The organism is Kitasatospora fiedleri, from assembly GCF_948472415.1.
GTDB lineage: Bacteria > Actinomycetota > Actinomycetes > Streptomycetales > Streptomycetaceae > Kitasatospora > Kitasatospora fiedleri.
Window position 1 is genome coordinate 3,189,215 of the sequence record NZ_OX419519.1, and the last position, 25,550, is coordinate 3,214,764.

A 25,550-nucleotide genomic window follows, 5' to 3' on the forward strand; every position below is an offset into this window, starting at 1 on the left:
GCTCACGCCTCCTTGAACGGGAAGCCCAGAGCGCGCAGGAGCGCCCGGCCCTCATCGTCGGTCTGAGCGGTGGTCACGACGGTGATGTCCATACCGCGCTGACGGTCGACCTTGTCCTGGTCGATCTCGTGGAACATGACCTGCTCGGTCAGACCGAAGGTGTAGTTGCCACGGCCGTCGAACTGCTTGGGCGAGAGGCCGCGGAAGTCACGGATACGCGGCAGCGCCAGCGACACCAGACGGTCCACGAACTCCCACATGCGGTCACCGCGGAGGGTGACGTGGGCGCCGATCGGCTGACCCTCGCGCAGCTTGAACTGCGCGATGGACTTGCGGGCCTTGGTGACGGCCGGCTTCTGACCGGTGATCGCGGTCAGGTCCTTGATGGCACCCTCGATCAGCTTGCTGTCACGGGCGGCTTCGCCGACACCCATGTTGACCACGACCTTGACCAGGCCGGGGATCAGCATGACGTTCTCGTACGAGAACTGCTCGTGCAGCTGACCCTTGACCTCGGAGAGGTACTTCTCCTTGAGGCGGGGGGTCACCTTCTCAACAGTCGTCTCAGACATCAGATGTCCTCACCGGTCCGCTTGGCAACGCGGATCTTGTTGCCCTGGTCGTCAAAGCGGTAGCCGACGCGGGTGACGACCTTCTTGCCGTCCTTCTCCACGACCAGCTGGACGTTGGAGACGTGCACCGGGGCCTCGACGGTCACGATGCCACCCTGGGTGCCGGGGCCCGGCTTGGTGTGCTTCTTGACCCGGTTGACACCCTCGACCAGGACCTTGTTCTCGGCGGGGATGGCCTGGATGACCTTGCCCTGCTTGCCCTTGTCCTTGCCGGTGATGACCTGGACCAGGTCACCCTTCTTGATCTTCATGCTGTTCGCCATGGGTCAGAGCACCTCCGGCGCCAGCGAGATGATCTTCATGAACTTCTTGTCACGCAGCTCGCGGCCCACCGGGCCGAAGATGCGGGTACCGCGGGGGTCGCCATCGGTGTTCTTGAGAACGACAGCGGCGTTCTCGTCGAAGCGGATGTACGAACCGTCCGGACGGCGGCGCTCCTTGACGGTGCGAACGACGACGCACTTGACGACGTCGCCCTTCTTCACCGAACCGCCGGGGATCGCGTCCTTGACGGTGGCGACGATGACGTCCCCGATACCGGCGTAGCGGCGACCGGAGCCACCGAGAACGCGGATGCAGAGAATCTCCTTGGCACCCGTGTTGTCGGCGACGCGCAGTCGCGACTCCTGCTGGATCACAGCTTTCTCCTGATCGTCAACAAGTGTTGACGGGCCGGCCGCTGCTCACACCCGCGCCCCTGGGGGCCTGGTGCACATACGGCCGTACCGCGAACAACCTTGTTACTTGGCCTTCTCGAGGATCTCGACGACGCGCCAGCGCTTCGTCGCGGACAGCGGCCGGGTCTCCATCAGGAGGACACGGTCGCCGACACCGCACGCGTTCTGCTCGTCGTGCGCCTTCAGCTTGTTGGTACGGCGGATGACCTTGCCGTACAGCGCGTGCTTGACGCGGTCCTCGACGGCGACGACGACGGTCTTGTCCATCTTGTCGCTGACGACGAGACCCTCACGGGTCTTGCGGAAGCCGCGCGTCTCGTTGGTGTTCTCAGTCATCAGGCGTTCTCCACCGTCTCGATGCCCAGCTCGCGCTCGCGCATCAGGGTGTAGATCCGCGCGATGTCCTTACGGACCAGCCGGAGCCGTCCGTGGTTGTCGAGCTGCCCGGTCGCCGCCTGGAAGCGGAGGTTGAACAGCTCCTCCTTGGCCTCACGGAGCTTGGCAACGAGACCCTCGTTGTCCAGTTCGCGAAGCTCAGCAGCCTTGGTAGCGGCCGACATCAGCTCTCACCGTCCTCGCGCCGAACGATCCGGCACTTCATCGGAAGCTTGTGCGCGGCGCGGGTGAGCGCCTCGCGCGCAATCTTCTCGTTCGGGTACGACAGTTCGAACATGACCCGACCCGGGTGCACGTTCGCGATCCACCACTCCGGCGAACCCTTACCGGAACCCATGCGGGTCTCGGCCGGCTTCTTGGTGAGCGGGCGGTCCGGGTAGATGTTGATCCAGACCTTGCCGCCACGACGGATGTGACGGGTGATCGCGATACGAGCGGACTCGATCTGACGGTTCGTCACGTAGGCCGGGGTCACGGCCTGGATGCCGAACTGGCCGAACGCCAGCTCGGTGCCACCCTTGGCCGCGCCGCGGCGCTTCGGGTGGTGCTGCTTGCGGTGCTTGACCCGACGGGGGATCAGCATTGCGGTCAGGCCTCCGTTCCGGTGTTCTCAGCGGCGGCCGGAGCCTCCACCGCGGCGGCCGGGGCCTGGGCCTCGGCAGCGGCGGGACGACGGCCACGGCCACCGCGCTCGCCACCACGGCCACCGCGCTCGCCACCGCGGGCGGGACGGCCGCCCTCGGGACGGGCCGGGCGGTTGCCGGAGCGGGCGGCGGCGTTCTCAGCGCGGACCTCGGCGATGTTCTTGACGTCGCCCTTGTAGATCCAGACCTTCACGCCGATGCGGCCGAAGGTGGTCTTGGCCTCGAAGAAGCCGTAGTCGACGTTCGCGCGCAGGGTGTGCAGCGGCACACGGCCCTCGCGGTAGAACTCCGAACGGCTCATCTCGGCGCCGCCGAGACGACCGGAGCACTGGACCTTGATGCCCTTGGCGCCGGCCTTCATGGTCGACTGCATGCTCTTGCGCATGGCGCGACGGAAGGAGACGCGGGAGGACAGCTGCTCCGCGACGCCCTGGGCCACGAGCTGGGCGTCCATCTCGGGGTTGCGGACCTCGAGGATGTTCAGCTGGACCTGCTTGCCGGTCAGCTTCTCCAGCTTGCCGCGGATCTTGTCGGCCTCCGTGCCACGGCGGCCGATCACGATGCCCGGGCGGGCGGTGTGGATGTCCACGCGGACGCGGTCACGGGTGCGCTCGATCTCCACCTTCGAGATGCCGGCGCGCTCCATGCCCTGCGTCATGAGACGCCGGATGGCGACGTCTTCCTTGACGTAGTCCTTGTACAGCTTGTCGGCGTACCAGCGGGACTTGAAGTCCGTGCTGATGCCGAGGCGGAACCCGTGCGGGTTAACCTTCTGGCCCATTACCGGGTCCCTTCCTTGCTGCTGACGACCACGGTGATGTGGCTGGTCCGCTTGCGGATCCGGTAGGCACGGCCCTGGGCGCGCGGACGGAACCGCTTCAGGGTCGGACCCTCGTCAACGTACGCCTCGGAGATGTAGAGGTCGTCCGTGTTGGAGTGGTTGTAGTTGTGCGCGGCGTTGGCGATGGCGCTGTTGAGCACCTTGCCGACCGGCACGGTGGCGGCCTGCGGAGCGAAACGCAGGACCGCCTGGGCCTCCGTGGCCGGCAGGCCACGGATGAGGTCCACCACGCGGCGGGCCTTCATGGGCGTGACGCGGATGTACCGCGCCTGGGCCCTGGCTTCCATGGTTGTCCCCTTAATGGAGTAAGTCACTTTGTCGTTCTGGCGCTACAGCTCGCGGAAGCGATTAGCGACGCTTCGACTTGCGGTCTTCCTTCACGTGCCCCTTGAAGGTGCGCGTGGGAGCGAACTCGCCGAGCTTGTGGCCGACCATCGACTCGGTGACGAACACCGGGACGTGCTTGCGGCCATCGTGAACCGCGATCGTGTGGCCGAGCATGGCCGGCGAGATCACGGAACGACGGGACCAGGTCTTGATGACGTTCTGCGTGCCCGCCTCGTTCTGCACGTCCACCTTCTTCTGAAGGTGGTCGTCGATGAAGGGGCCCTTCTTGAGACTGCGCGGCATCTGACCTGCTCCTAGCGCTTCTTGTTGGTCTTGCGGCGGCGCACGATGAGCTTGTCCGACGCCTTGTTCGGGCGACGGGTGCGGCCCTCGGGCTTGCCCCACGGCGAGACCGGGTGGCGACCACCGGAGGTCTTACCCTCACCACCACCGTGCGGGTGGTCGATCGGGTTCATGGCCACACCACGCACGGTCGGGCGGACGCCCTTCCAGCGCATACGGCCGGCCTTGCCCCAGTTGATGTTCGACTGCTCGGCGTTGCCGACCTCGCCGACGGTCGCGCGGCAGCGCGCGTCCACCAGGCGGATCTCACCGGAGGGCATGCGCAGGTGCGCCATGCGGCCCTCACGGGCGAGCAGCTGAATGCCGGCACCCGCGGAGCGGGCCAGCTTGGCGCCACCGCCGGGACGGAGCTCCACCGCGTGGATGGTGGTACCGACCGGGATGTTGCGCAGCGGCAGGTTGTTGCCCGGCTTGATGTCGGCGCCCGCGCCGTTCTCGATCCGGTCACCCTGCGCGACGCCGCGGGGGGCGATGATGTAGCGCTTCTCGCCGTCCGCGTAGTGCAGGAGCGCGATGCGCGCGGTGCGGTTCGGGTCGTACTCGATGTGCGCGACCTTGGCCGGCACGCCGTCCTTGTCGTGACGACGGAAGTCGATCAGACGGTAGGCGCGCTTGTGACCGCCACCCTGGTGGCGAGCGGTGATACGACCGGCGTTGTTACGGCCGCCCTTGCTGTGCAGCGGGCGAACCAGCGACTTCTCCGGCGTGGACCGCGTGATTTCGACGAAGTCGGCCACGCTGGAGCCACGGCGGCCCGGCGTAGTCGGCTTGTACTTGCGGATACCCATTTCTGTCCTCGTCCTTTACGACGATCGCGGTCCCTGACGCAACGTCAGGAGACCGGACCACCGAAGATGTCGATGCGGTTGCCCTCGGCCAGCGTCACGATCGCGCGCTTGGTGTCCTTGCGCTTGCCGAAACCGGTGCGGGAGCGCTTGCGCTTGCCCTGGCGGTTCAGCGTGTTCACGGCCTCGACCTTGACCGAGAAGACCGCCTCGACGGCCTGCTTGATCTGGGTCTTGTTGGCACCGGGAGCCACGACGAACGTGTACTTGTTCTCGTCGAGGAGCGAGTAGCTCTTCTCGGAGATAACCGGCTTGATCAGGACGTCACGGGGGTCCGTGAACGTCTTGGAGGTGATCTCGCTCATCAGGCGGCAGTCCCTTCGAGCTCGCCCTCAGCAGCAACGGCCTTGGCGGACGCGGCCGGACCGGCCACGAAACGCTCGAAGGCGGCCTGGGTGAAGACCACATCGTCGGAGACGAGCACGTCGTAGGTGTTCAGCTGGCCGGCGTCCAGGATGTGCACGTTCGGCAGGTTGCGAGCGGACAGGATGCCCAGCTCGTCCTCGCGCTCGACCACCAGGAGGAGGTTCTTGCGCTCGGAGATCTTGCCGAACAGGACCTTGGCGGCCTTGGTCGACGGAGCCTCGGTGGCGGTCACGCCGGTCACGACGTGGATGCGCTCGTGGCGGGCCCGGTCGGTGAGCGCGCTGCGCAGGGCGGCGGCGATCATCTTCTTCGGGGTCCGCTGCGAGTAGTCGCGCGGCACGGGACCGTGCACGACGCCACCACCGGCGAACTGCGGGGCGCGGGTCGAGCCCTGGCGGGCGCGGCCGGTGCCCTTCTGGCGGTACGGCTTCTTGCCGCCACCGCGGACCTCGCCACGACGCTTGACCTTGTGGGTGCCCTGGCGAGCCGCGGCGAGCTGCGCCACGACGACCTGGTGCATCAGCGGGACGCTGACCTTGGCGTCGAAGATCTCGGCGGGCAGCTCGACGCTGCCGGCCTTGTCGCCGGCCGGCGACAGGATGTCAATGGTGCTCATATCCTTCACAGCCCCTTCGCCGCGGTGCGGACGAGGACGAGGCCGCCGTTCGGACCCGGGATCGCGCCCTTGATGAGGAGCAGGCCCTTCTCCGCGTCGACCGCGTGCACGGTCAGGTTCTGGGTGGTCACACGCTCGTGGCCCATCCGACCCGCCATGCGCATGCCCTTGAACACGCGGCCCGGGGTGGCGCAGCCACCGATGGAGCCGGGCGAGCGGTGCTTGCGCTGGGTGCCGTGACCGGCGCCGAGGCCCTTGAAGTTGTGACGCTTCATGACACCGGCGAAGCCCTTGCCCTTGGAGGTGCCGGTCACGTCGACCTTGACACCCGCCTCGAAGGTCTCGGCGGTGATCTCCTGGCCCAGGGTGTACTCGGACGCGTCCGCGGTACGGAGCTCGACCAGGTGACGGCGAGGGGTGACGCCGGCCTTGGAGAAGTGGCCCTGGAGGGGCTTGTTCACCTTGCGGGGGTCGATCTCGCCGAAGCCGATCTGGACGGCGTCGTAGCCGGCCGGGCTGTCGGCGGTGTGGACCTGGGTCACGACATTGGGCCCAGCCTTGACGACGGTCACCGGGACGACCCGGTTGTTCTCGTCCCAGACCTGGGTCATGCCGAGCTTCTCGCCCAGGATGCCCTTAATCTGCTTAGCCATCTTCGGTGCGCCTCTCAGAGCTTGATCTCGATGTCGACGCCCGCCGGCAGGTCGAGACGCATCAGCGAGTCAACCGTCTTCGGCGTGGGGTCGAGGATGTCGATCAGACGCTTGTGAGTGCGCATCTCGAAGTGCTCGCGCGAGTCCTTGTACTTGTGCGGCGAGCGGATGACGCAGTACACGTTCTTCTCAGTGGGCAGCGGCACCGGGCCCGCGACCTGCGCACCAGTACGGATCACCGTCTCGACGATCTTCTTCGCCGAAGAGTCGATGACCTCGTGGTCGTAGGCCTTGAGCCGGATGCGGATCTTCTGTCCCGCCATGGCTACTTCGTAGTCCTTTGTGTCGTCCGTTGCTGCACGACCCCTCCTCCGACCCCCGCGCTCGGGCGTGTCGCCCTTGCGCTTGCAAAAACCGGCGAGACATCTCGTCGGTTCGAACTACTGGGGTGGAGTGGGCCGGGCCGGTACCCCGCACACGCTTCCCGGAAGATTCCCGTACTTTCGCCCCGCAGCTGCCGCGGTGTCGCTTACACACCACTGCACCCACACACAGCACGTGGGCACATGAACGGCCATTCACGGGAACGACGAGTACATGGGACTCGCTTCCGGTCCTCCCGGCGGGAGGCGCGCAGCATCGGTACTCAACCGAGCAACCCGGACATCCTGCCACAGAAAGCGGGCGGTACGCCAATCGGCCCCCGACCAGGCGACCTGGTCGGGGGCCGATCGGTCGGCGGACCGGGCCTACCGGGTGCCGGACTTCGTCGCGGACGGCTTGGCGGACTCCGCGGACCTGGCCGACTCCCCCGACGTGGCCGGGTCCTGCGCCGCGCCGCTCGGCCGCGGCGACTCGGACGGGGCCGCCGGCGGGGCGGGCGCCGGGGTCGGGGACGGCTTGGTCGACAGGTCGTCGAAGGGCGCCTTCCGGCCGCAGACCGTCGGCCACTCCGCCGCGACGATCCCGGCGCACCAGAGCACGCCGTCGTCCGGGTACTGGGTGCGGTCCTTGACCTCGTGCACCACGCACTTGCCGTTCGGGGCGTACTTCGGGCACTTCCCGTCCGGTTTCTGCAGCAGGTGGGCCCGCCAGGCGTCCATGCCCATGGTGTTCTTGGCCGGGTCCTCCGGCATGTACCGGTTGATCGACCAGCCGGCCGCCATCGTGCCGAACACCGCGAGCGCGCAGACCATGCCGGCCGCGACCTGCCGCACCACCCGGCGCGGGATCGCCTCGGTCGCCGCGCCGCGCACCGCGAGCACCCGGTCGCCCCAGCCGCTGCCCCGGTTGACCAGGGCCATCACGCCGAACACCGCCAGGATCATCAGGCAGTACATGATGATCCAGGTGGTCCGCGGGTACAGCTGCACCGCCCGGTCGTGGGCCATCCTGCCCGCGTAGTAGAAGCGCAGCAGCCAGGAGCCGATCAGCACCGCCGCCGCCACCCGCACCGTCAGCTGGCGCAGCGCCAGGCCCAGGGCCAGGCCGGCGCCGAGCAGCAGCAGCAGCGAGATGCCGCTCTGCCCGGCCAGGTCGCCGGTGCCGGGCCAGGTGTCGTACGTCAGGTCGCCGCTGCGGTCGGAGACGAAGTTCAGCACGTAGGACGGGTCGGCGTAGACCGCCAGGAAGGCGTACCGGTCGGGGACCGAGCCGCTCGCCTTGGCCAGCTCGTAGAGCAGCGGCGAGCCGACGACGGCGAAGCCCGCGGCCGCCCCGACCAGGTACAGCCCGGTCCGCGCCTTGGCCGACCGGCCGCCCCGGCGCCACGGGAAGCAGAACAGCGCCAGCAGCAGGACGCCGGGCGCGGCCCACAGGAACCAGCCGGAGTACCAGAGGAACAGTGCGCCGAAGGCCGCGCCGAAGGCCAGCCCGAGCAGCAGCACCGTGCGCGGCCGGCGTCCGGGGGCCCGGCCCATCGCGCGGAAGAACGCCACCAGCACCGGGACGAGCATGACCATCACGATGTGGCTGTACGGGCGGATCGGGTCGAGGAAGACCACCGAGGCGGGCAGCGCGATCAGCAGCGCCCAGAACGGGCGCAGCACCAGCCGCCAGGACAGGTACGCCATCGGGCCGAACAGCGCGGTGAACAGGATCTGCAGGTCGTGCAGGGCGAAGCCGGCGCCGGTGCGGCCGCCGTAGAACAGCTCCGACCAGAGGGCCATGACCGCCGGGAAGCCGGGCGGGTAGACCCCGGGCAGGCCCTTGCCGTCCATGATCGTGGTGGCCATCGCCATCAGGACGCCCGGGTCGCCCTCCTGGCCGCCGAGCGGCCAGGGGGTGCCGCGCAGCGCGACCACCACGCCGCCGGCCACCACGCCGGTGGCCAGGCCGGCCAGCGCGGCGCAGACCAGGCGCTTGGTCAGCTGGTGCCGGAGCGCGCTGCCGCGGTAGGCGGTGAAGAGCAGCGCCGCGAGCAGCGGCAGGCCGAGGACGGCCACGTACTCCTGGAGCTTGGCGAGGCCGCTGACCTGGCCGATCCGGTTGATCGGATTGACGCTGATCCTGGTGCACAGCAGGGTGTAGAGGCCGGCGGCGCCCACGCTCACGACCGCCTCGCCCAGCACGGGCGCCCAGCGCCGCCGCCACCAGGGGCGGCCGGGGTCGGCGGCGCCCGGGGTGCCGGGTGCCGGATGGGAGCCCACCGGGTGGGAGGCCAGGTCCGTCATCATCATCCTTGAGTCAGGCCCGCGGCGACGGGCGCTCGCCGGCCGTGAACACGTGCCGGGCCAGCACCTTCACGCCGTCGGACCGGCCGCGGCGCAGCGCGCCGGGCAGCATCGTCATCGCGTGCAGCCGGGAGGCACTGTGCACCCGGGCGGCCTTGGCGGCCTTGGTCCAGCCGCGGGCGTCCATCCGTTCGGCGACCGCGGCGAAGTAGCGCTCGGCCTCGCTGAAGCGGGTGCCCGAGTAGGCCTGCACCGAGGACTCGGAGACCGCGTGCCGGCGGTACCGGAACACCGTGGTGCTGGTGTCCACCGCCATCTGCTCGCCCAGTTCCAGCAGGTCGACGACGAGCGCGAGGTCCTGGATCACCGAGTACTCGTCGCGGAAGTTGACCGCGCGCAGCGCCTCGCCCCGCCAGGTGATCGAGGGGAAGTACAGCCAGTTGCCGCGCAGCACGCTGGCGGCCAGCTCCTCGCCGCCCATCAGCCGCCGGCCCTCGACCTTGGGCGCGTACAGCCGCCGCTTGGTCTGGTCGACCAGGCCGGAGACCGGCCGGCCGTCGCCGTCGATCACCTCGACGCCGGGCTGCACCATGCCGACGCCGGGGTGGTCGGCGAGGATCTTGCGGACGGTCTCCAGGTAGTGCGGGTGCAGCAGGTCGTCGCAGCCCATGATCACCACGTGGTCGGCCTCGGAGAGCCGGACGCACTTCTGGAAGTTCTTGGTGATGCCGAGGTTCTGCTCGTTGCGCAGGTACTCCACCCGGTCGTCGCCGAGCCGGGCGAACCAGCCCGGGACCTCCGGCTCCCGGCCGTCGTCGATGACGACCAGCCGGAAGTCGGGGTCGGTCTGGGCGAGGACGCTGCGCACCGCGTCCTGCATCTGCCTGACGTCCCCGTAGTAGGGGAGCATGAAGTCGAAGCCGGCCATCGCTCAGACCTTGAGGGTGCCGGAGGGCCGGGGGTCCTCGTCGGCCCCGAGGCGCTCGTCGTTGGCGCGCGCGCCCTCGTTGATGGCGACGGTGCGCGCCAGGTCGGTGATCTTCTTCTCCAGCGAGCGGAAGCGCAGGAAGGTGTTCAGGGTGAGGAAGCCCACGCCGAGCACCATCACGTACAGCACCAGGTCGGTGCCGCGGCCGACGCCCATCTGCTTGGCCAGCCAGGTGACGTCGCCGGGGCGGAGCACCGCGAAGATGTTGACGATCACGAAGATCGAGAAGGCGATGCGCTTCCAGGCGCGGGTGTTGGCCCGGTCCCAGCGGCGGATGAACATCAGTGCCAGGGAGAGCGAGCCCAGGATGAGGACCAGCTGGATCCAGAAGTACTTCATTACCGGCCACGCTCCCGGAGCGAGATGTCGAAGAGGATGTTCACGCCGTTGATCAGGGACTGCCCCTTGGCGCGGGAGTATTCGGTGTAGAGCACGTCCACCGGGACCTCGGCGACCTTCAGGTCGGAGCCCGCGAGGAAGCTGACGATCTCCGAGGCGTGGGCCATGCCGTTCATGGTGATCCGGAGCCGTCCGGCGGCCTCCCGGTTGAGCACCCGGAGGCCGTTGTGGGCGTCGGTGAGCTTGAGCTTGCGGGCGGTGGGGCTGACCGCGGCGGCGGTGCGCAGCACCACCCGCTTGATCCACGGCACCTGGCCGTTCTGCTCGATGAACCGCGAGCCCAGCACGACGTCGGCCTGGCCGGTGCGCAGCAGCTGCACCATCACCTCGACGTCCTTGGTCTGGTGCTGGCCGTCGGCGTCGAAGGTCGCGAAGTACTCGGCGCCGGGCTGGGCCAGGGCGTAGCGCAGGCCGGTCTGCAGGGCGGCGCCCTGGCCGAGGTTGACGGGGTGCCGGACCAGGTGGGCGCCGGTGCCCTCGACGTGCTCGCCGGTGTTGTCCGCGCTGCCGTCGTCGACCACCACGATGTTGGGGAACGTCTTGCGGGCCGCCTCCACCACCTCGGCGATCACTTGGCCCTCGTTGTAAGCCGGAATGACCAGCCAGACGTCGTCGTAGTCGGACACAGTGGCTCCAGCATCGGCTAGTCGGGCCTGGTCGGCCGGGTTGATCGGGTTGATCGGGGGGTTCGCGTCGCTCTGCATGGTCAGTCCGCCATGGGGTTGCCGACCAGGCGACCCGGGTCCGCCGAGAGGGGTGACGGCCGACCCTCCGGTGCGCTCGGGAAACTCCTCCTGAGCGCGGCCAGCATACCGAGCACGGTGGCGAGCGATCCAAGCGCGTAGGCCAGGATCACCCGGGTCGCGACGTCCCCGGGGACGGCCGTGACGCCGACCAGCACCGCGGTGCCCAGGCCCCAGCAGGCCAGCTGCAGGTTGTGTCGTTCGAACACCATCAGGGCCTGGCCCAGCACCATCGCGAACATGTAGGCCACGGTGCCGGCCGAGAGCAGCAGGAAGTCCAGGCAGCCGAGCCGGGGCTGGGCGCCGAACAGCACCTGGATCAGCCAGGGGCCGAGCACGGTCGCCGGGATGCCGCCGAGCAGGCCCAGCCCGCCGACCACCACCGCGATCTTGCGGAGCATCGCCGAGAACGCCGCCCGGTCGCCGGCCGCGAAGGCCGCGGACAGGCCGTTGAGCAGCGAGGCCTGGAGCGAGCCGAAGACGAACAGCGGGACGCGGGCCAGCACCAGGGCGTTCAGCAGGGCGGCGATCAGCACGCTGTCGGTCGGGGCCAGCAGCTTGGTGCTCAGCACCGCCGCGTTCACCACCGCCTGCGACAGCAGGGTGGAGCACACCAGCAGGCCGAGGCCGGAGGTCAGCTCGCGCCAGCCGATCCGCTCGCCGGGGCCGACCGCGCGCAGCAGCGGCGGCAGGGTGACCAGCGTGGCGATCACCGGGGCGACGGCCAGCACCAGGCTGAACGCCAGCGCGGAGTGCAGGCCGAACGCCGCGCAGCCGAAGGCCAGCACCATCCGCAGGCCGCCGTCGACGCCCAGCTGGGTGCCGTAGGCGCCGAACCGGCCGAGGCCGGCCAGCACGCCGCGGGTCAGGTAGCAGACCGCCATGCCGGCGAAGGCGCCGCCGAGCGCGGCCACCAGGCCGCGGTCGCCGTGGAACAGGCCGTCCGCGATCGGGCCGGCCGCGACGGCCAGCACCAGCAGCACGGTGCCGAGGATCGCCGCGGTCATCACGGCGGCCCGGCGCAGCACCGGGGCGGCGCCGTGGCCGAGCACCGCGCGGGCGGCGACGATCCGGGTGAGTTCCTGCTCGATCGGGAAGAACACGCCGATGCCGACCGACATCACGATGGTCCACAGCACCGAGACGTTGGCCATGTCCTCGGTGTCGAGGCTGTGCCCGGCCACCCCGAGGTGGACGTAGGAGGCGGCGCCGAGCACGACGGTGCCCCCGGCGACCGCGAGGGTCCCCGGAGGCAGCGCGGAGGCGAGCTTGCGGAGGAGGGATGTCATCTGTCGTTCTTCCCCGCGGCGGCGGCGAGGTCGGTGAAGACGGGATCGGTGAGCGCCTGTGCGAGCTGCTCCCGCCAGTCGGGCAGCGGGGGCAGTCCGGCCTCGGCCCAGCGCGCGTGGCCCAGCACGCTGAACGCGGGCCGGACGGCGGGCCGGACGAAGGCGGCCGAGGTGGTGGGCCGGATCCGCTCGGGGTCCAGCCCGCCGAGGCGGTAGGCCGCCCGGGCCAGGTCGAACCAGGTGGTGCGGCCGCTCGCCGTACCGTGGTAGACGCCCGCCGGGGCCCGGAGGTTGCACCCCAGTTCGACCAGCCGCTCGGCCAGCGCGTACGTCCAGGTGGGCTGGCCCTGCTGGTCGTCGACCACGTCGAGGGTGTCGCGCTGGGCGCCGAGGCGGAGCATGGTGGCGACGAAGTTGTTGCCGCCGGCGCCGTACAGCCAGGCGGTGCGCACCACGTAGCCGGTGTCGGGCAGCAGTTCCAGGACGGCCCGCTCGCCGGCCAGCTTGGAGCGGCCGTAGGCGTTGACCGGGCCGGTCGGGGCGTCCTCGGCGTAGGGCTCGGTGCCGTCGCCGGGGAACACGTAGTCGGTGGAGACGTGCACCAGGCGGGCGCCGGCGGCGGCGCAGGCGGCGGCCAGGTGGCGCACGGCGGTGCCGTTGACGGCGGTGGCGGCGGCCTCGTCGGCCTCCGCGCCGTCGACGTCCGTCCAGGCCGCGCAGTTGACCACCACGGCGTGGCCGCGGACGGCGGCCGCGACGGCGGCCGGGTCGGTGACGTCCAGCTCGGCGCGGGTCAGCGCGGTGGCCCCGACGCCGGCGGCGGCCAGGACGCGGAGCACGTCCCGGCCGAGCATGCCGGCCGCGCCGGTGACCAGCCAGCGGCCGGCCGGGGCGTCCGGGGTGGTGGAGGGGTCCGGGGCGGCGGTCACTTCTGCAGCGCCGCCTTCGCCTTCAGCGGCTCCCACCAGGCGCGGTTGTCGCGGTACCAGGCGATGGTGGCGGCCAGGCCGTCCTCGAACCGGACCTGCGGCTCGTAGCCCAGCTCGGTGCGGATCTTGGAGATGTCCAGGGAGTAGCGCAGGTCGTGGCCCTTGCGGTCCTCGACGTGCTCGACCATGTCCCAGCCGGCGCCGGCCGCGTCCAGCAGCAGGCCGGTCAGCTCCTTGTTGGTGACCTCGGTGCCGCCGCCGATGTTGTAGACCTCGCCGGCCCGGCCGCCGCGCATCACCAGGTCGATGCCCCGGCAGTGGTCGGAGACGTGCAGCCAGTCGCGGATGTTGCCGCCGTTGCCGTACAGCGGCACCTTCAGCCCGTCGATCAGGTTGGTGGTGAACAGCGGGATGACCTTCTCCGGGAACTGGTAGTGCCCGTAGTTGTTGGAGCAGCGGGTGACCACCACGTCCATGCCGTGGGTGCGGTGGTAGGCCAGCGCCAGCAGGTCGGAGCCGGCCTTCGAGGAGGAGTACGGGGAGTTCGGCCGCAGCGGCCACTCCTCGGTCCAGGAGCCCTCGTCGATCGAGCCGTAGACCTCGTCGGTGGAGACGTGGACGAAGCGGCCGACGCCGTGCTCGCGGGCCGCGTCCAGCAGCACCTGGGTGCCGACCACGTTGGTCATCACGAACGGGCCGGCGCCGGCGATCGAGCGGTCGACGTGCGACTCGGCGGCGAAGTGGACCACCACGTCGTGGCCGGCCATCACCTCGCCGACCACCTGCGGATCGCAGATGTCGCCCTTGACGAAGCGGTAGCCCGGCAGGCCCGCGACCGGGGCGAGGTTCTCCTCGACGCCCGAGTAGGTCAGCTTGTCGAGGACGGTGATCTGGGCCGTCGCGTCCGCGGCGAACTGCTGGCGGACGAATTCAGAACCGATGAAGCCGGCACCGCCGGTCACGAGGATGCGCATAGTGGGGCGAGTCTAACCGTCCGTGGAGCAGGCCCCGGCGGCGGGCCCGGAGGCGTCGGGCGCTTTCGCATAGGGTGCACCCATGCGTGGAATCCTTTTGGCCGGCGGCACCGGATCGCGCCTGTGGCCGCTGACCCGGGCAGTCTCGAAACAGCTGCTCCCCGTCTTCGACAAACCGATGATCTACTACCCGCTCTCCACCCTGGTCATGGCCGGGATCAGCGAGGTCCTGATCATCACGACGCCGGAGGACCGAGCCCAGTTCGAGCGGCTGCTCGGCGACGGCTCCCAGCTCGGGCTGCGGCTGGAGTACGCCGTCCAGGAGAAGCCCGAGGGGATCGCCCAGGCGTTCCTGCTGGGCGCGGACTTCATCGGCGACCAGCCGGTGGCGCTGATCCTCGGTGACAACATCTTCCACGGCAGCGGCCTGGGCACCAGGCTCGCCGAGCACACCGAGGCCAAGGGCGGCCGGGTGTTCGCGTACCCGGTGGCCGACCCGACGGCGTACGGCGTGGTCGAGTTCGACGAGCGGGGCCAGGCGATCTCCATCGAGGAGAAGCCGGCCGAGCCGAAGTCCCGGTACGCGGTGCCGGGCCTCTACTTCTACGACAACCGGGTCGTGGAGATCGCCCGCGGCCTGCGGCCCAGCGCCCGCGGCGAGTTGGAGATCACCGCCGTCAACGAGGCCTACCTGGACGCCGGCGAGCTGCACGTCACCATCCTCGACCGGGGCACCGCCTGGCTGGACACCGGCACGCACGTCTCGATGGTGCAGGCCTCGGAGTTCGTCCGGGTCATCGAGGAGCGCCAGGGCTTCAAGATCGGCTGCATCGAGGAGGCCTGCTGGCGGGCCGGACTGATCGGCGCCGCCGAGCTGCGCGAGCTCGCCGAGCCGCTGCTGAAGAGCGGCTACGGCCAGTACCTGGTCCGTCTGCTGGAAGAGGAGGAGAACGAGCGGTGAAGTTCCGCGAGCTGTCGATCCCGGGCGCCTTCGAGGTGACCCCGCAGCAGCACGGCGACCCCCGTGGCCTGTTCATGGAGTGGTACCGCTTCGACAAGCTGTCCGAGGTGGTCGGCCACCCGCTGCGGCTGGCCCAGGGCAACCTGTCGGTGTCCGCGAAGGACGTGGTGCGCGGCGTGCACTTCGCCGACGTGCCGCCCGGCCAGGCCAAGTACGTCAGCTGCGTGCGCGGCGCGGTGCTGGACGTCGTGGTGGACCTGCGGGTCGGCTCCCCCGCCTTCGGCCGCTGGGAGTTCGTCCGGCTCGACGAGGACGACCGCCGCGCGGTGTACCTCCCCGAGGGCCTGGGCCACGGTTTCTGCGCGCTGACCGACGACGCCACGCTGTCGTACGTCTGCTCGGAGACCTACAACCCGACCGGCGAGCACGGCATCCACCCGCTGGACCCGGACCTCGGCATCGACTGGCCGACCGGGGCCCCGCAGCTCTCCGCCAAGGACGAGCAGGCCCCCACCCTGGCCGAGGCCCTGGCCTCCGGCCTGCTGCCGCGCTGGGACGAGTGCCAGGCGTACTACGCCTCGCTGCGCGCCGTCTGAGCACCCCGGGCGCGGCCGGGAACACCGCCCGGCCGCGCCCGGCCCGCACCGCGCCCGGCCCGCACCGCGGCCGCCCCGGGCCGTGCCCGGGGGTCGCGGCGCACCGCCGGTCCGGATCGCTCCGTACCGCGACTCACGGTCCGAAGCCGCGAATATGCCTTTAGTAGCATCGGACCGTGCCGACCCCGACCCTCCTCCGCCGCCGCGCCGGTTCCGCGCCCCGCCCGTCCCAGCCGTCCCAGCCGCCCCGGCCCGCGGGCCGCCGCCCCCGGCTCGTCGCGCTCGACGGCCTCCGGATCGTCGCCGCGCTGCTCGTGGTGTTCCACCACTACGTGGGGTACGGCGGCGGGCCCGACCGCGGCGAGAGCGCGTGGACCAAGCCCGCCTGGGTGGTGTTCCCGACCGCCGAGCGGTTCGCGGCGTACACCTGGACCGGCGTCGAACTGTTCTTCGTCATCAGCGGCTTCGTCATCTGCATGAGCAGCTGGGGCCGCAGCCTCGGCGACTTCTTCAAGTCCCGGGTGGTGCGGCTCTACCCCGCCTACTGGTTCGCCGTGCTGCTCACCACCGCGGTGCTGGTCCTGTGGCCGATCGTGCGCCACCCGCTGGACCCGCAGGACGTGCTGCTCAACCTCACCATGCTGCAGGAGCCGTTCAAGGTCGGTTCGGTGGACGCCGTGTACTGGACTCTCTGGGTGGAGATGCGGTTCTACCTGCTCTTCGCCCTGGTGGTCTGGAAGGGCGTCACCTACCGCCGGGTGGTGGCCTTCTGCCTGCTGTGGAGCGTCGCCTCGGTGCTGGTCGCGGCCGACCGGGCCCCGTTCCCGGACTACCTGCTGATGCCGGAGTACTCGGGGTACTTCATCGCCGGCATGGCGATGTACCTGATGTACCGCTTCGGACCGACCCTGCTGCTGTGGGGGATCGTCGCGGTCTCCTGGCTGTTCTCGGTGCACGACGTCAGCGTGTACAGCGAGAACCTGTCCGGCAGCCTCGGCCGCCCGATGAGCGCCTGGCCCGCCGTGGTCCTGATGACGCTCGCCTACCTGGCCGTGCTCGCCCTGGCGCTCGGCCGGCTCTCCTGGGTGCGCGGCCGCTGGCTCACCACCGCCGGGGCGCTCACCTACCCGCTGTACCTGCTGCACGAGCACATCGGCTGGACCGGCATCCGGCTGCTGCGCCACCACCTGGCTCCGTGGCCGCTGGTCGGCGTCATGACCGCCGGCATGCTGCTGGCCGCCTGGCTGGTGCACCGCTTCGTCGAGCGCCCGCTCTCCGCGCTGCTCTCGCGCGGGATGACCCGCGCGCTGGCGGCCCTGCGGGAGCACCCGGCGGAGCCCGTGGCGGACCCCGGCGCCGCGCGGACGGCGCTGCCCGCCCCGGCGCAGTTGCCGGACCCGGCGCGGCTGACGGACCCGGCGCGGCTGACGGACCAGGTGCAGCTGACGGACCAGGCCACGGCCGAGCGGCCCGTGCTGCGGCCCTGACTCCCCCGCCGCCGGGCCGCGGCACGCGCCCGGCCCCGGCCCCGGGAACGCCGGAGGGCCCGGCCCCCTCCCTTGCGGGACGGGGCCGGGCCCTCGCGGTTGACCAGGGGTCGGATCGACAATTACTTGAGGATCTTGGTGACCTGGCCGGCGCCGACGGTGCGGCCACCCTCACGGATGGCGAACTTCAGGCCCTCCTCCATGGCGACGGGCTGGATCAGCGCGACGGTCATGGCGGTGTTGTCGCCCGGCATGACCATCTCGGTGCCCTCGGGGAGGGTCACGACGCCGGTCACGTCCGTGGTGCGGAAGTAGAACTGCGGGCGGTAGTTGTTGAAGAAGGGGGTGTGACGGCCACCCTCGTCCTTCGACAGGATGTAGGACTGGGCCTCGAAGTCGGTGTGCGGCGTGACCGAACCCGGCTTGATGATGACCTGGCCGCGCTCGACGTCCTCGCGCTTGATGCCGCGGAGCAGCAGACCGACGTTCTCACCGGCCTGGCCCTCGTCGAGCAGCTTGCGGAACATCTCGATACCGGTGACCGTGGTGGTGGTCTTGGTGGTCTTGATGCCGATGATGTCGACGGTCTCGTTGACCTTGAGGATGCCGCGCTCGATGCGGCCGGTGACGACGGTGCCACGACCGGTGATCGTGAAGACGTCCTCGATCGGCATCAGGAACGGCTGGTCGACCAGGCGCTCCGGGGTCGGGATCGCCTCGTCGACGGCGGCCATCAGGCCGAGGAGCTTCTCGCCCCACTCCTTGTCGCCCTCGAGCGCCTTCAGCGCCGAGACGCGGACGACCGGCAGGTCGTCGCCCGGGAACTCGTACTCGGAGAGGAGCTCGCGGACCTCGAGCTCGACGAGCTCCAGGATCTCCTCGTCGTCCACCATGTCGGCCTTGTTCAGGGCGACGACGATGTAGGGGACGCCGACCTGGCGGGCCAGGAGGACGTGCTCCTTGGTCTGCGGCATCGGGCCGTCGGTGGCGGCGACGACGAGGATCGCACCGTCCATCTGGGCCGCACCGGTGATCATGTTCTTGATGTAGTCCGCGTGACCCGGGCAGTCGACGTGGGCGTAGTGACGCGCCTCGGTCTGGTACTCGACGTGCGCGATGGAGATGGTGATGCCACGCTGGCGCTCTTCCGGCGCCTTGTCGATCTGGTCGAACGGCGTGAAGGGGTTGATCTCCGGGTAAGCGTCGTGCAGCACCTTGGTGATCGCCGCGGTCAGCGTGGTCTTACCGTGGTCGATGTGACCGATGGTGCCGATGTTGACGTGGGGCTTCGTCCGCTCGAACTTCGCCTTCGCCACTGCAGTCCTCCTGAGGACAGTTCTGTACGCCGTACGACGTCAGTTGGTCTGGATCGGGTTGTTGGCACGGGGCGCTGGTGTCGCGCCCCGACGCCGTCCCGCGGGTGGGGGTGCCGGAGGGCTCCCGGGTGGAACCCGGACGGGTCTCGCCCGGGTGCCCTCCTTCTAGCCTAAAGGGTGCGTTTCATCCCGATTGCCGGGACGTCACTCGCCCTTGGCCTTGGCGATGATGTCGTCCGCCACGTTCCGCGGAACCTCGGCGTACGAGTCGAACTGCATCGAGTAGCTCGCGCGACCGGAGGTCTTGCTGCGCAGGTCACCGACGTAGCCGAACATCTCGGAGAGCGGCACCAGCGCCTTGACGACGCGGGCACCGTGACGCTCCTCCATGGCCCGGATCTGGCCACGGCGGGAGTTGATGTCGCCGATCACGTCGCCCATGTAGTCCTCGGGGGTGGTGACCTCGACGGCCATCATCGGCTCGAGCAGAGCCGGCGACGCCTTGCGGGCACCTTCCTTGAACGCCATGGAACCGGCGATCTTGAACGCGAGCTCGGACGAGTCGACGTCGTGCGCCGCACCGTCGAGCAGGGTCACGCGGACGCCCTGGAGCGGGTAGCCGGCGAGCACGCCGAACTCCATGGCCTCCTGGCAGCCGGCGTCGACCGACGGGATGTACTCCCGCGGCACGCGGCCACCGGTGACCTTGTTGAGGAACTCGTAGCCCTCGCCGGACTCCAGCGGCTCGATCGCGATCTGGATCTTCGCGAACTGGCCGGAGCCACCGGTCTGCTTCTTGTGCGTGTAGTCGATGCGCTCGACGGCCTTGCGGATCGTCTCGCGGTACGCCACCTGCGGCTTGCCGACGTTGGCCTCGACCTTGAACTCGCGGCGCATGCGGTCGACCAGCACCTCGAGGTGCAGCTCGCCCATGCCGGCGATGATCGTCTGGCCGGTCTCCTCGTCGGTGTTGACCTGGAAGGAGGGGTCCTCCTCGGCCAGGCGCTGGATGGCGACACCCAGCTTCTCCTGGTCGCCCTTGGACTTGGGCTCGATCGCGACGCGGATGACCGGGGCCGGGAAGTCCATGGACTCCAGGATGACCGGGTTCTTCTCGTCGGACAGCGTCTCACCGGTGGTGGTCTGCTTGAGGCCCATCACGGCGATGATGTCGCCGGCGCCCACCGAGTCGATCTCCTCACGCTTGTTCGCGTGCATGCGGTAGATCTTGCCGATGCGCTCCTTCTTGCCCTTGACGGAGTTCAGCACCGAGGTGCCGGACTCCAGGCGGCCGGAGTACACGCGGACGAAGGTGAGCTTGCCCAGGTGCGGGTCCGACATGATCTTGAACGCGAGCGCGGCGAGCGGCTCGTCGTCCGAGGCCTGGCGGACGATCTTCTCGTCGGGGTTGTTCGGCTTGGTGCCCTCGATGCCCTCGATGTCGAGGGGCGACGGCAGGTACTTCACCACCGCGTCGAGCAGGGGCTGGACGCCCTTGTTCTTGAACGCCGAGCCGCAGAAGATCGGGGTGAAGTCCGAGTTCAGCGTGCCCTTGCGGATCGCGGCGACGATCAGCTCCTCGGGGATGTCCTCACCCTCCAGGGCGAGCTCCATCACCTCGTCGCTGACGTTCGACACGGTGTCGATCAGGGCCTCGCGGTACTCCGCGGCCTGCTCGGCGAGGTCGGCCGGGATGTCGACGGTGTCGTACATCTCGCCCTTGGGCGCGTCGGCCGAGTAGACCAGGGCCTTCATCTTCACCAGGTCGACGACGCCGGTGAAGTCACCCTCGGCGCCGATCGGCAGCTGCATGACCAGCGGGGTGGCGCCGAGGCGGTCCACGATGGTCTGCACGCAGAAGAAGAAGTTGGCGCCCGTGCGGTCCAGCTTGTTGATGAAGCAGATCCGCGGGACGCCGTACCGGTCGGCCTGCCGCCACACGGTCTCGGACTGGGGCTCGACACCGGCGACGCCGTCGAACACCGTCACGCCACCGTCGAGCACGCGCAGCGAGCGCTCCACCTCGACGGTGAAGTCGACGTGGCCCGGGGTGTCGATGATGTTGATGGTGTTGTCGACACCGTCGAGGGTCCAGTGACAGGTCGTCGCGGCCGACGTGATGGTGATGCCGCGCTCCTGCTCCTGCTCCATCCAGTCCATCGTGGCAGCGCCGTCGTGGACCTCACCGATCTTGTACGAGACACCCGTGTAGAACAGGATCCGCTCGGTGGTGGTGGTCTTGCCCGCGTCGATGTGCGCCATGATCCCGATGTTGCGGACCTTGGCGAGGTCAAGGGAGGTTGCAGCCATGGTGGCTCGTTCTCTCTCTGTCTAGTGACGGGGTTCGGACTACCAGCGGTAGTGCGCGAAGGCCTTGTTGGACTCGGCCATCTTGTGGGTGTCCTCGCGACGCTTCACGGAAGCGCCCAGGCCGTTGCTGGCGTCGAGGATCTCGTTGAGCAGACGCTCGGTCATGGTCTTCTCGCGACGGGCGCGGGAGTAGCCGACCAGCCAGCGCAGCGCCAGGGTGTTGGCGCGGCCCGGACGGACCTCGACCGGCACCTGGTAGGTGGCGCCGCCGACGCGGCGGGACTTGACCTCGAGGGTCGGCTTGACGTTCTCCAGCGCGCGCTTGAGCGCGATCACCGGGTCGGCACTGGTCTTCTCGCGGACGCCCTCGAGGGCGCCGTAGACGATCCGCTCGGCGGTGGAGCGCTTGCCGTGCAGCAGGATCTTGTTGACCAGCGAGGTCACCAGCGGGGAGCCGTAGACCGGGTCGATGATGACCGGGCGCTTCGGGGCGGGGCCCTTACGAGGCATTCTTACTTCTCCTTCTTGGCGCCGTAGCGGCTGCGGGCCTGCTTGCGGTTCTTGACAGCCTGGGTGTCAAGAGCGCCGCGGATGATCTTGTAACGCACACCCGGCAGGTCCTTCACGCGACCGCCACGCACGAGCACGATGGAGTGCTCCTGCAGGTTGTGGCCCTCGCCCGGAATGTAAGCGGTGACCTCGATCCCGCTGGTGAGGCGCACACGGGCGACCTTGCGGAGAGCCGAGTTCGGCTTCTTCGGGGTGGTCGTGTACACACGCGTGCAGACACCGCGGCGCTGGGGCGATGCCTCAAGCGCGGGGGTCTTGGTCTTCTGGACCTTGTCCTGCCGGCCCTTTCGGACCAGCTGCTGGATCGTAGGCACCGTTTCTCCGTTTTCTGTGTGCCAAGGCTCGGTGGAACTAACCTGCGGTGTGGCCCCGCACTCTCCGACCCACGCGGTCGGGTGTGTTGGGCCTTCTTCGGGGAAGAATCGCGGAATCCCATGAGCTGCGCTGCGGCTACGGCGCACACCGAGCGGGTGGAGTCTCCGCTGCGGCGGCCGATCTGCTGGCACGCACAAGGACCCGGGCACACCCCAGGCACAAGGTCAGAGCGTACCTAGCGCACAGGCGGCGGTCAAAACAAATGGAGTGCGCCCGGTTGCGCGGGCCCGTAGATCAGTCCACGGCCGCCAGCGGCGGGCCGTCGGCGCGCAGCCGGTGGCGGCGTCCGGCGCGGCGCCCGGCGGACGGGGTGCCGGCGTGGTCGGAGGCGAACGCCGGGACGACCAGCAGCAGCGCGGCCAGCGCGTACAGCGCGGTCCACACCACCCAGCCGCCCGGGGGCAGCCAGTGCGCGTGCCGGTTGAACAGCGAGCCGCCGGTGCCGACCACGAAGCGGCGCAGCGTCCAGTAGAAGGCCGCCAGGTTGGCCAGGGCCAGCGGGAGCACCACCGTCGCGGTGAGCCGGCGCCAGGGCAGCGCGGGGCCGCCGGAGGCCGTCCGGTCGGCCAGCACGGCGCCGCACAGCAGCGGCAGGCCGACCGCGAAGGGCATCAGGTAGCGGCCCTGCCAGACCGGGCCGAGGTGGTACTGGGCGGCCTGGGCGAGCGGTGGGGCGAGCACGATGCCGAGCGCGACCAGGACCGCCGAGAGGGCGTCCCGGCGGCGGCCCAGCACCACCGTCAGCACCGCGAGCAGGCCGATCGCCGCGGTCCACACCACCCAGGTGAAGACCGTCGGCTTGGTGTCCAGCCAGCCGAACCAGCCGATCATCTGGTGGATGTAGTCCATGCTGTTGCCGAACGCGTCCTTGGCCGCGACGGCGGGCGAGTTGTACCAGGGCGGGAGCGTGATCACCGAGTGGTCCGGGTGGCTGCGGGACCAGAGCAGCGCCCCGACCGAGGCGGTCCCGAGCAGCACCGTCCAGCCCCACAGCGCCTTGCGGCGCAGCAGCGGGCGCAGCGCCCCGCGGCGGTGCACCAGCAGGCCGACGACGGCCGCGCCGGCGAACCAGAGCAGGCCCAGCGGACGGATGTTGATCAGCACCAGGCCGCCGATGCCGAGCCGGGCCAGCCGGCGGTTGAGCAGCAGCGGGTCGGGCGAGCGCAGCATCGCCAGCATCGCCGACCAGACCAGGATGCCCGCCGCGATCTCGCCGCCGCTGGGGTTGACCATGCCGGCCAGGAACAGCGCCGTCGGGGTCGCGGCGACCAGCAGGCCGGTCATCGCGGGCCGTCGGCTGCGCCACTCCGCGGCGGTGACCATCGCGCTGGCCAGCAGGGCGGCGCAGAGCACCGCCGACAGCAGGCGCATCAGGTAGAGCGCGGTCGGGCCGTCGGTGACCAGGCTGGGCAGTCCGGCGTACAGGTAGTAGGCCGGGTGGTAGCGGCCGGCCGCGGTGGTGACCTGGACGGTCGGGCCGCCGGAGCCGATCTTCGGGGCGCAGCTCGCCGGGACGGCGGGCTGCCAGCTGTAGCACTCGTGCTCGTGCGGCAGTTGGGCGTACCAGCCGGGCAGTTGGACGCCGGTCTCGGCGAACTCCGAGTCCACCCCGGCGACGGTGTGCTCGACCATCACCTCGGGGCCGCCGAACTGGCCGCGGGCGACCGCGGCGGCCCGGATGAAGTGCGCGTGCTCGTCCGGGGAGGCGGCCAGCGGGGTGGCCGCGGCCCAGGCCCCGGCGAGGGCGAGGAACACCGCGAAGGAGCACAGCCACAGGCGGCGGCGGGTGCGGACGGCCCGGTCGGCCAGCCGGGTCAGCCCGGCGGCGAGGCGGCTGGGCCTCACCGGATGTAGCTCAGCCACGACTGGTCACCCTCCGCGGAGCAGGTGTGGCCGGGCGCGAACTTCGGGCAGCTGCCGTCCAGTTTGCGCACGGTGTGGGAGACCCACGGCAGCACCCGGTAGGTGCCGTCCTGGGCAGGCATGTAGCGGTCCGCCATCGAGGAGGAGACGGTGCCGAGCAGGAGCAGCAGCCCGACCAGGGCGCCGGCCACCGCGCCGGTGCGGCCGACCGGGCCGAACAGCGCGGCCGGGTCGGTGTCGCCGGCGGTGTTCCGCCGCTCGGCCAGCCGCTTGGTGACCAGGTGCACGGTCAGCGCGCACACCACCATGCCGCAGTACAGCAGTTGGTTGTTGGTGCGGGTGTACAGCTGCACGGTCTGGGTGGAGTACATGTGCGAGGCGATGTACATCCGCATCAGCCAGGCGCTGACGAACATCGCCACGATGGTGACCGGCAGCGGCTGGCGCAGGCCCATCCAGAGCACCAGGCCCAGGCAGACGAAGGTGACCACCGCGAACAGGCCGACGCCGCCGTACTCGCCGAGCGGCGGCCAGTCGCCGACGTTCTTGCCCGGCATGTCGGTGCGCCACATCAGGTAGTAGGCGGGGTCGGTGTAGTTGTCGAACCGGAAGTTCGTGTCCTTGGTGTTCTGGCCCTCGACCAGCATCACGTGCAGGTAGCTCCCGGCCACCACCAGGAACCCGACCAACGAGGCGGCCAGGTAGCCGAGGCCCTTCCACCGGCCGGTGCGCCACGGGAAGTACAGCAGGGCGGCGAGCAGCACGCCGGCCGCGCTCCACAGGAACCAGCCCGAGTAGGTGAGGAACATGACGCCCAGCAGCACGCCGAAGCCGCCGCCGACCGCCAGCAGCAGCGGCCAGCGCTGGTTCCCGCTGCGGCGCAGCGCCACCACCATCGCCACCAGGGTGGGGATCAGCACGGCGAGCACGGTCTGGCTGTACGGCTTGTAGGCGTCGATCAGGGTGAAGGCGGGGGCGACGCCGAAGGCCAGCGCCCGGACCGGGCTGAGCAGCATCCGCCAGGCCAGGTAGGTCAGCGGGCCGAACGCCGCCGCGCCCAGGATCTGGAGGTCCTTGAAGGCGTAGGCGGTGTTGCCGCCGCGGAACCACTCGGCGTAGTAGCCGAGGGTGTAGAGCGGGCCGGGCGGGTACACCGGGGAGCCGGACGGCTGCCCGTTGGCGACCGCGTGCGCCCACTCGACGATCCGGCCGCTGTCGCCGTTCAGGCCGAACATCGGCCAGGGCGTGCCGAGCAGCGCCACCACGGCGCCCGCGGCGACGAAGCCGCTGGCCAGGCCGACCACGGCGGCCGCGGCGAACCGGGTGACCAGGTCGAAGTGCCGGCCGCGGCGGAACCGGGCGGCCAGCAGCACCGCGGCGATGCACAGCAGGCCCAGCAGGGCGAACCGGAACTGGATCGCGGCCAGGCCGCTGACCTGCGCGATCCGGTCCAGCGGGTTGAGCTTGAAGCGGTGCGCCAGGTACGGGAGGACCAGCGCGGCGGCGAAGGCCACCGCCGCCTCCGCGGCCAGCAGCGCCGGCGGGGAACCCAGCAGCCGGGCCCATCCGGACCCGCCGCGGCCGCGCGCGCCGCGGTTCTTGTCGGGGCCCGGCACGACGGCAGCCGACCCTTCGGTACTGACAGTCACTGGTTGGCTTCCTCGATCGCTGGTCGACGTCCGGCGCCGCAGAGGGGGCAGCGATCTCGCATCCTACTG

30 protein-coding genes are annotated in these 25,550 nt (G+C 70.1%); 3 read left to right on the forward strand and 27 right to left on the reverse strand.

Annotated elements, in window-relative coordinates; genetic code table 11:
• Nucleotides 1-2 precede the first annotated feature (2 nt).
• The 21 genes from rplE to rfbB form a co-directional block, all read right to left on the reverse strand.
• Nucleotides 3-572 (reverse strand): 50S ribosomal protein L5, encoded by a 570-nt coding sequence (rplE, locus tag QMQ26_RS14650; RefSeq protein WP_030457412.1) that lies wholly within the window; start codon nt 570-572, stop codon nt 3-5.
• Nucleotides 572-883, reverse strand: a complete 312-nt coding sequence (rplX, locus tag QMQ26_RS14655; RefSeq protein ID WP_033214113.1) for a 50S ribosomal protein L24 — start codon at nt 881-883, stop codon at nt 572-574. The genes rplE and rplX overlap by 1 nt, the downstream gene beginning before the upstream one ends.
• A gap of 15 nt (nt 884-898) precedes the next feature.
• On the reverse strand, nt 899-1,270 hold the full coding sequence (rplN, locus tag QMQ26_RS14660) for a 50S ribosomal protein L14 (RefSeq protein ID WP_030300391.1): 372 nt from the start codon (nt 1,268-1,270) through the stop codon (nt 899-901).
• A 102-nt stretch (nt 1,271-1,372) separates the two neighbouring features.
• Entirely contained in the window at nt 1,373-1,645 is a 273-nt protein-coding gene (gene rpsQ, locus QMQ26_RS14665) for a 30S ribosomal protein S17 (RefSeq protein WP_014136278.1), read from the reverse strand.
• Nucleotides 1,645-1,869, reverse strand: coding sequence for a 50S ribosomal protein L29 (gene rpmC, locus QMQ26_RS14670; protein ID WP_014136279.1), 225 nt, complete (start codon nt 1,867-1,869; stop codon nt 1,645-1,647). The genes rpsQ and rpmC overlap by 1 nt, the downstream gene beginning before the upstream one ends.
• On the reverse strand, nt 1,869-2,288 hold the full coding sequence (rplP, locus tag QMQ26_RS14675) for a 50S ribosomal protein L16 (protein WP_030457415.1): 420 nt from the start codon (nt 2,286-2,288) through the stop codon (nt 1,869-1,871). The genes rpmC and rplP overlap by 1 nt, the downstream gene beginning before the upstream one ends.
• Nucleotides 2,289-2,293: 5 nt before the next feature.
• Nucleotides 2,294-3,130 (reverse strand): 30S ribosomal protein S3, encoded by an 837-nt coding sequence (gene rpsC / locus QMQ26_RS14680; protein ID WP_100837833.1) that lies wholly within the window; start codon nt 3,128-3,130, stop codon nt 2,294-2,296.
• The gene (gene rplV / locus QMQ26_RS14685; RefSeq protein WP_099899927.1) at nt 3,130-3,477 is read right to left on the reverse strand and encodes a 50S ribosomal protein L22; all 348 of its coding nucleotides are present in this window, start codon (nt 3,475-3,477) and stop codon (nt 3,130-3,132) included. Before rplV ends, rpsC begins: the two co-directional genes overlap by 1 nt.
• A gap of 61 nt (nt 3,478-3,538) precedes the next feature.
• Complete coding sequence (gene rpsS / locus QMQ26_RS14690; RefSeq protein ID WP_014136283.1) at nt 3,539-3,820, reverse strand: 30S ribosomal protein S19; 282 nt, start codon at nt 3,818-3,820, stop codon at nt 3,539-3,541.
• 11 nt (nt 3,821-3,831) lie between these two features.
• Nucleotides 3,832-4,668 (reverse strand): 50S ribosomal protein L2, encoded by an 837-nt coding sequence (rplB, locus tag QMQ26_RS14695; RefSeq protein WP_100837832.1) that lies wholly within the window; start codon nt 4,666-4,668, stop codon nt 3,832-3,834.
• A gap of 44 nt (nt 4,669-4,712) precedes the next feature.
• Nucleotides 4,713-5,030 carry a 50S ribosomal protein L23 gene (rplW, locus tag QMQ26_RS14700; protein ID WP_099899929.1) on the reverse strand — a complete coding sequence of 106 codons (318 nt, stop codon included), beginning with the start codon at nt 5,028-5,030 and terminating at the stop codon, nt 4,713-4,715.
• Nucleotides 5,030-5,707: a 50S ribosomal protein L4 gene (rplD, locus tag QMQ26_RS14705; protein ID WP_100837831.1), complete on the reverse strand. Its 678-nt coding sequence runs from the start codon at nt 5,705-5,707 to the stop codon at nt 5,030-5,032. The genes rplW and rplD overlap by 1 nt, the downstream gene beginning before the upstream one ends.
• Nucleotides 5,708-5,712: 5 nt before the next feature.
• On the reverse strand, nt 5,713-6,360 hold the full coding sequence (gene rplC, locus QMQ26_RS14710) for a 50S ribosomal protein L3 (RefSeq protein ID WP_282205972.1): 648 nt from the start codon (nt 6,358-6,360) through the stop codon (nt 5,713-5,715).
• Nucleotides 6,361-6,374: 14 nt separating this feature from the next.
• Nucleotides 6,375-6,683, reverse strand: coding sequence for a 30S ribosomal protein S10 (gene rpsJ, locus QMQ26_RS14715; RefSeq protein WP_012785157.1), 309 nt, complete (start codon nt 6,681-6,683; stop codon nt 6,375-6,377).
• Nucleotides 6,684-7,109: 426 nt separating this feature from the next.
• Nucleotides 7,110-9,032 carry a hypothetical protein gene (locus tag QMQ26_RS14720; RefSeq protein WP_282205973.1) on the reverse strand — a complete coding sequence of 641 codons (1,923 nt, stop codon included), beginning with the start codon at nt 9,030-9,032 and terminating at the stop codon, nt 7,110-7,112.
• A gap of 13 nt (nt 9,033-9,045) precedes the next feature.
• Nucleotides 9,046-9,960: a glycosyltransferase family 2 protein gene (locus QMQ26_RS14725; protein WP_282205974.1), complete on the reverse strand. Its 915-nt coding sequence runs from the start codon at nt 9,958-9,960 to the stop codon at nt 9,046-9,048.
• 3 nt (nt 9,961-9,963) lie between these two features.
• Nucleotides 9,964-10,359, reverse strand: coding sequence for a DUF2304 domain-containing protein (locus QMQ26_RS14730; protein WP_100837827.1), 396 nt, complete (start codon nt 10,357-10,359; stop codon nt 9,964-9,966).
• Entirely contained in the window at nt 10,359-11,123 is a 765-nt protein-coding gene (locus tag QMQ26_RS14735; RefSeq protein ID WP_282205975.1) for a glycosyltransferase family 2 protein, read from the reverse strand. The genes QMQ26_RS14730 and QMQ26_RS14735 overlap by 1 nt, the downstream gene beginning before the upstream one ends.
• A gap of 2 nt (nt 11,124-11,125) precedes the next feature.
• The gene (locus tag QMQ26_RS14740) at nt 11,126-12,451 is read right to left on the reverse strand and encodes a polysaccharide biosynthesis protein (RefSeq protein ID WP_282205976.1); all 1,326 of its coding nucleotides are present in this window, start codon (nt 12,449-12,451) and stop codon (nt 11,126-11,128) included.
• Nucleotides 12,448-13,305 (reverse strand): dTDP-4-dehydrorhamnose reductase, encoded by an 858-nt coding sequence (gene rfbD, locus QMQ26_RS14745; RefSeq protein ID WP_404814178.1) that lies wholly within the window; start codon nt 13,303-13,305, stop codon nt 12,448-12,450. The genes QMQ26_RS14740 and rfbD overlap by 4 nt, the downstream gene beginning before the upstream one ends.
• A 71-nt stretch (nt 13,306-13,376) precedes the next feature.
• Nucleotides 13,377-14,354, reverse strand: a complete 978-nt coding sequence (rfbB, locus tag QMQ26_RS14750) for a dTDP-glucose 4,6-dehydratase (RefSeq protein ID WP_100837823.1) — start codon at nt 14,352-14,354, stop codon at nt 13,377-13,379.
• An 82-nt stretch (nt 14,355-14,436) separates the two neighbouring features.
• Between rfbB and rfbA the strand changes: the two genes are divergently transcribed.
• The 3 genes from rfbA to QMQ26_RS14765 all read left to right on the forward strand — a co-directional run bounded on the left by rfbA (nt 14,437) and on the right by QMQ26_RS14765 (nt 17,398).
• Nucleotides 14,437-15,315, forward strand: a complete 879-nt coding sequence (gene rfbA / locus QMQ26_RS14755; protein WP_100837822.1) for a glucose-1-phosphate thymidylyltransferase RfbA — start codon at nt 14,437-14,439, stop codon at nt 15,313-15,315.
• Nucleotides 15,312-15,911, forward strand: coding sequence for a dTDP-4-dehydrorhamnose 3,5-epimerase (gene rfbC / locus QMQ26_RS14760; RefSeq protein WP_100837821.1), 600 nt, complete (start codon nt 15,312-15,314; stop codon nt 15,909-15,911). Before rfbA ends, rfbC begins: the two co-directional genes overlap by 4 nt.
• Nucleotides 15,912-16,087: 176 nt before the next feature.
• Entirely contained in the window at nt 16,088-17,398 is a 1,311-nt protein-coding gene (locus QMQ26_RS14765; protein WP_282205978.1) for an acyltransferase family protein, read from the forward strand.
• A 122-nt stretch (nt 17,399-17,520) separates the two neighbouring features.
• Here QMQ26_RS14765 and tuf read toward each other — a convergent pair whose 3' ends face one another.
• The 6 genes from tuf to QMQ26_RS14795 all read right to left on the reverse strand — a co-directional run bounded on the left by tuf (nt 17,521) and on the right by QMQ26_RS14795 (nt 25,481).
• Nucleotides 17,521-18,714, reverse strand: coding sequence for an elongation factor Tu (tuf, locus tag QMQ26_RS14770; protein ID WP_282205979.1), 1,194 nt, complete (start codon nt 18,712-18,714; stop codon nt 17,521-17,523).
• Between the two features lie 204 nt (nt 18,715-18,918).
• Entirely contained in the window at nt 18,919-21,024 is a 2,106-nt protein-coding gene (fusA, locus tag QMQ26_RS14775) for an elongation factor G (RefSeq protein ID WP_282205980.1), read from the reverse strand.
• Nucleotides 21,025-21,063: 39 nt separating this feature from the next.
• A complete protein-coding gene (gene rpsG, locus QMQ26_RS14780) occupies nt 21,064-21,534 on the reverse strand; it encodes a 30S ribosomal protein S7 (RefSeq protein ID WP_123554985.1) in 471 nt (156 codons plus the stop codon).
• Between the two features lie 2 nt (nt 21,535-21,536).
• Nucleotides 21,537-21,908: a 30S ribosomal protein S12 gene (gene rpsL, locus QMQ26_RS14785; protein ID WP_014136303.1), complete on the reverse strand. Its 372-nt coding sequence runs from the start codon at nt 21,906-21,908 to the stop codon at nt 21,537-21,539.
• A 295-nt stretch (nt 21,909-22,203) separates the two neighbouring features.
• On the reverse strand, nt 22,204-23,832 hold the full coding sequence (locus QMQ26_RS14790) for a DUF2142 domain-containing protein (protein WP_100837818.1): 1,629 nt from the start codon (nt 23,830-23,832) through the stop codon (nt 22,204-22,206).
• Nucleotides 23,811-25,481 carry a hypothetical protein gene (locus QMQ26_RS14795; RefSeq protein ID WP_159073177.1) on the reverse strand — a complete coding sequence of 557 codons (1,671 nt, stop codon included), beginning with the start codon at nt 25,479-25,481 and terminating at the stop codon, nt 23,811-23,813. The genes QMQ26_RS14790 and QMQ26_RS14795 overlap by 22 nt, the downstream gene beginning before the upstream one ends.
• Between the last annotated feature and the right edge of the window lie 69 nt (nt 25,482-25,550).

What these genes read in the sequence shown, in the direction of transcription:
- rplP (WP_030457415.1), bottom strand. Translation starts at nt 2,288, where the DNA reads ATGCTGATCCCCCGTCGGGTCAAGCACCGCAAGCAGCACCACCCGAAG.
- rplD (WP_100837831.1), bottom strand. Translation starts at nt 5,707, where the DNA reads ATGAGCACCATTGACATCCTGTCGCCGGCCGGCGACAAGGCCGGCAGC.
- rpsQ (WP_014136278.1), bottom strand. Translation starts at nt 1,645, where the DNA reads ATGACTGAGAACACCAACGAGACGCGCGGCTTCCGCAAGACCCGTGAG.
- rplX (WP_033214113.1), bottom strand. Translation starts at nt 883, where the DNA reads ATGAAGATCAAGAAGGGTGACCTGGTCCAGGTCATCACCGGCAAGGAC.
- rpsJ (WP_012785157.1), bottom strand. Translation starts at nt 6,683, where the DNA reads ATGGCGGGACAGAAGATCCGCATCCGGCTCAAGGCCTACGACCACGAG.
- rplC (WP_282205972.1), bottom strand. Translation starts at nt 6,360, where the DNA reads ATGGCTAAGCAGATTAAGGGCATCCTGGGCGAGAAGCTCGGCATGACC.
- QMQ26_RS14725 (WP_282205974.1), bottom strand. Translation starts at nt 9,960, where the DNA reads ATGGCCGGCTTCGACTTCATGCTCCCCTACTACGGGGACGTCAGGCAG.
- rplW (WP_099899929.1), bottom strand. Translation starts at nt 5,030, where the DNA reads ATGAGCGAGATCACCTCCAAGACGTTCACGGACCCCCGTGACGTCCTG.
- QMQ26_RS14740 (WP_282205976.1), bottom strand. Translation starts at nt 12,451, where the DNA reads ATGACATCCCTCCTCCGCAAGCTCGCCTCCGCGCTGCCTCCGGGGACC.
- QMQ26_RS14730 (WP_100837827.1), bottom strand. Translation starts at nt 10,359, where the DNA reads ATGAAGTACTTCTGGATCCAGCTGGTCCTCATCCTGGGCTCGCTCTCC.
- QMQ26_RS14735 (WP_282205975.1), bottom strand. Translation starts at nt 11,123, where the DNA reads ATGCAGAGCGACGCGAACCCCCCGATCAACCCGATCAACCCGGCCGAC.
- rplB (WP_100837832.1), bottom strand. Translation starts at nt 4,668, where the DNA reads ATGGGTATCCGCAAGTACAAGCCGACTACGCCGGGCCGCCGTGGCTCC.
- rplV (WP_099899927.1), bottom strand. Translation starts at nt 3,477, where the DNA reads ATGGAAGCCAGGGCCCAGGCGCGGTACATCCGCGTCACGCCCATGAAG.
- rplE (WP_030457412.1), bottom strand. Translation starts at nt 572, where the DNA reads ATGTCTGAGACGACTGTTGAGAAGGTGACCCCCCGCCTCAAGGAGAAG.
- rfbB (WP_100837823.1), bottom strand. Translation starts at nt 14,354, where the DNA reads ATGCGCATCCTCGTGACCGGCGGTGCCGGCTTCATCGGTTCTGAATTC.
- rfbA (WP_100837822.1), top strand. Translation starts at nt 14,437, where the DNA reads ATGCGTGGAATCCTTTTGGCCGGCGGCACCGGATCGCGCCTGTGGCCG.
- QMQ26_RS14720 (WP_282205973.1), bottom strand. Translation starts at nt 9,032, where the DNA reads ATGACGGACCTGGCCTCCCACCCGGTGGGCTCCCATCCGGCACCCGGC.
- rpsG (WP_123554985.1), bottom strand. Translation starts at nt 21,534, where the DNA reads ATGCCTCGTAAGGGCCCCGCCCCGAAGCGCCCGGTCATCATCGACCCG.
- rpsC (WP_100837833.1), bottom strand. Translation starts at nt 3,130, where the DNA reads ATGGGCCAGAAGGTTAACCCGCACGGGTTCCGCCTCGGCATCAGCACG.
- rpmC (WP_014136279.1), bottom strand. Translation starts at nt 1,869, where the DNA reads ATGTCGGCCGCTACCAAGGCTGCTGAGCTTCGCGAACTGGACAACGAG.
- rpsS (WP_014136283.1), bottom strand. Translation starts at nt 3,820, where the DNA reads ATGCCGCGCAGTCTCAAGAAGGGCCCCTTCATCGACGACCACCTTCAG.
- fusA (WP_282205980.1), bottom strand. Translation starts at nt 21,024, where the DNA reads ATGGCTGCAACCTCCCTTGACCTCGCCAAGGTCCGCAACATCGGGATC.
- rfbD (WP_404814178.1), bottom strand. Translation starts at nt 13,305, where the DNA reads ATGCTCGGCCGGGACGTGCTCCGCGTCCTGGCCGCCGCCGGCGTCGGG.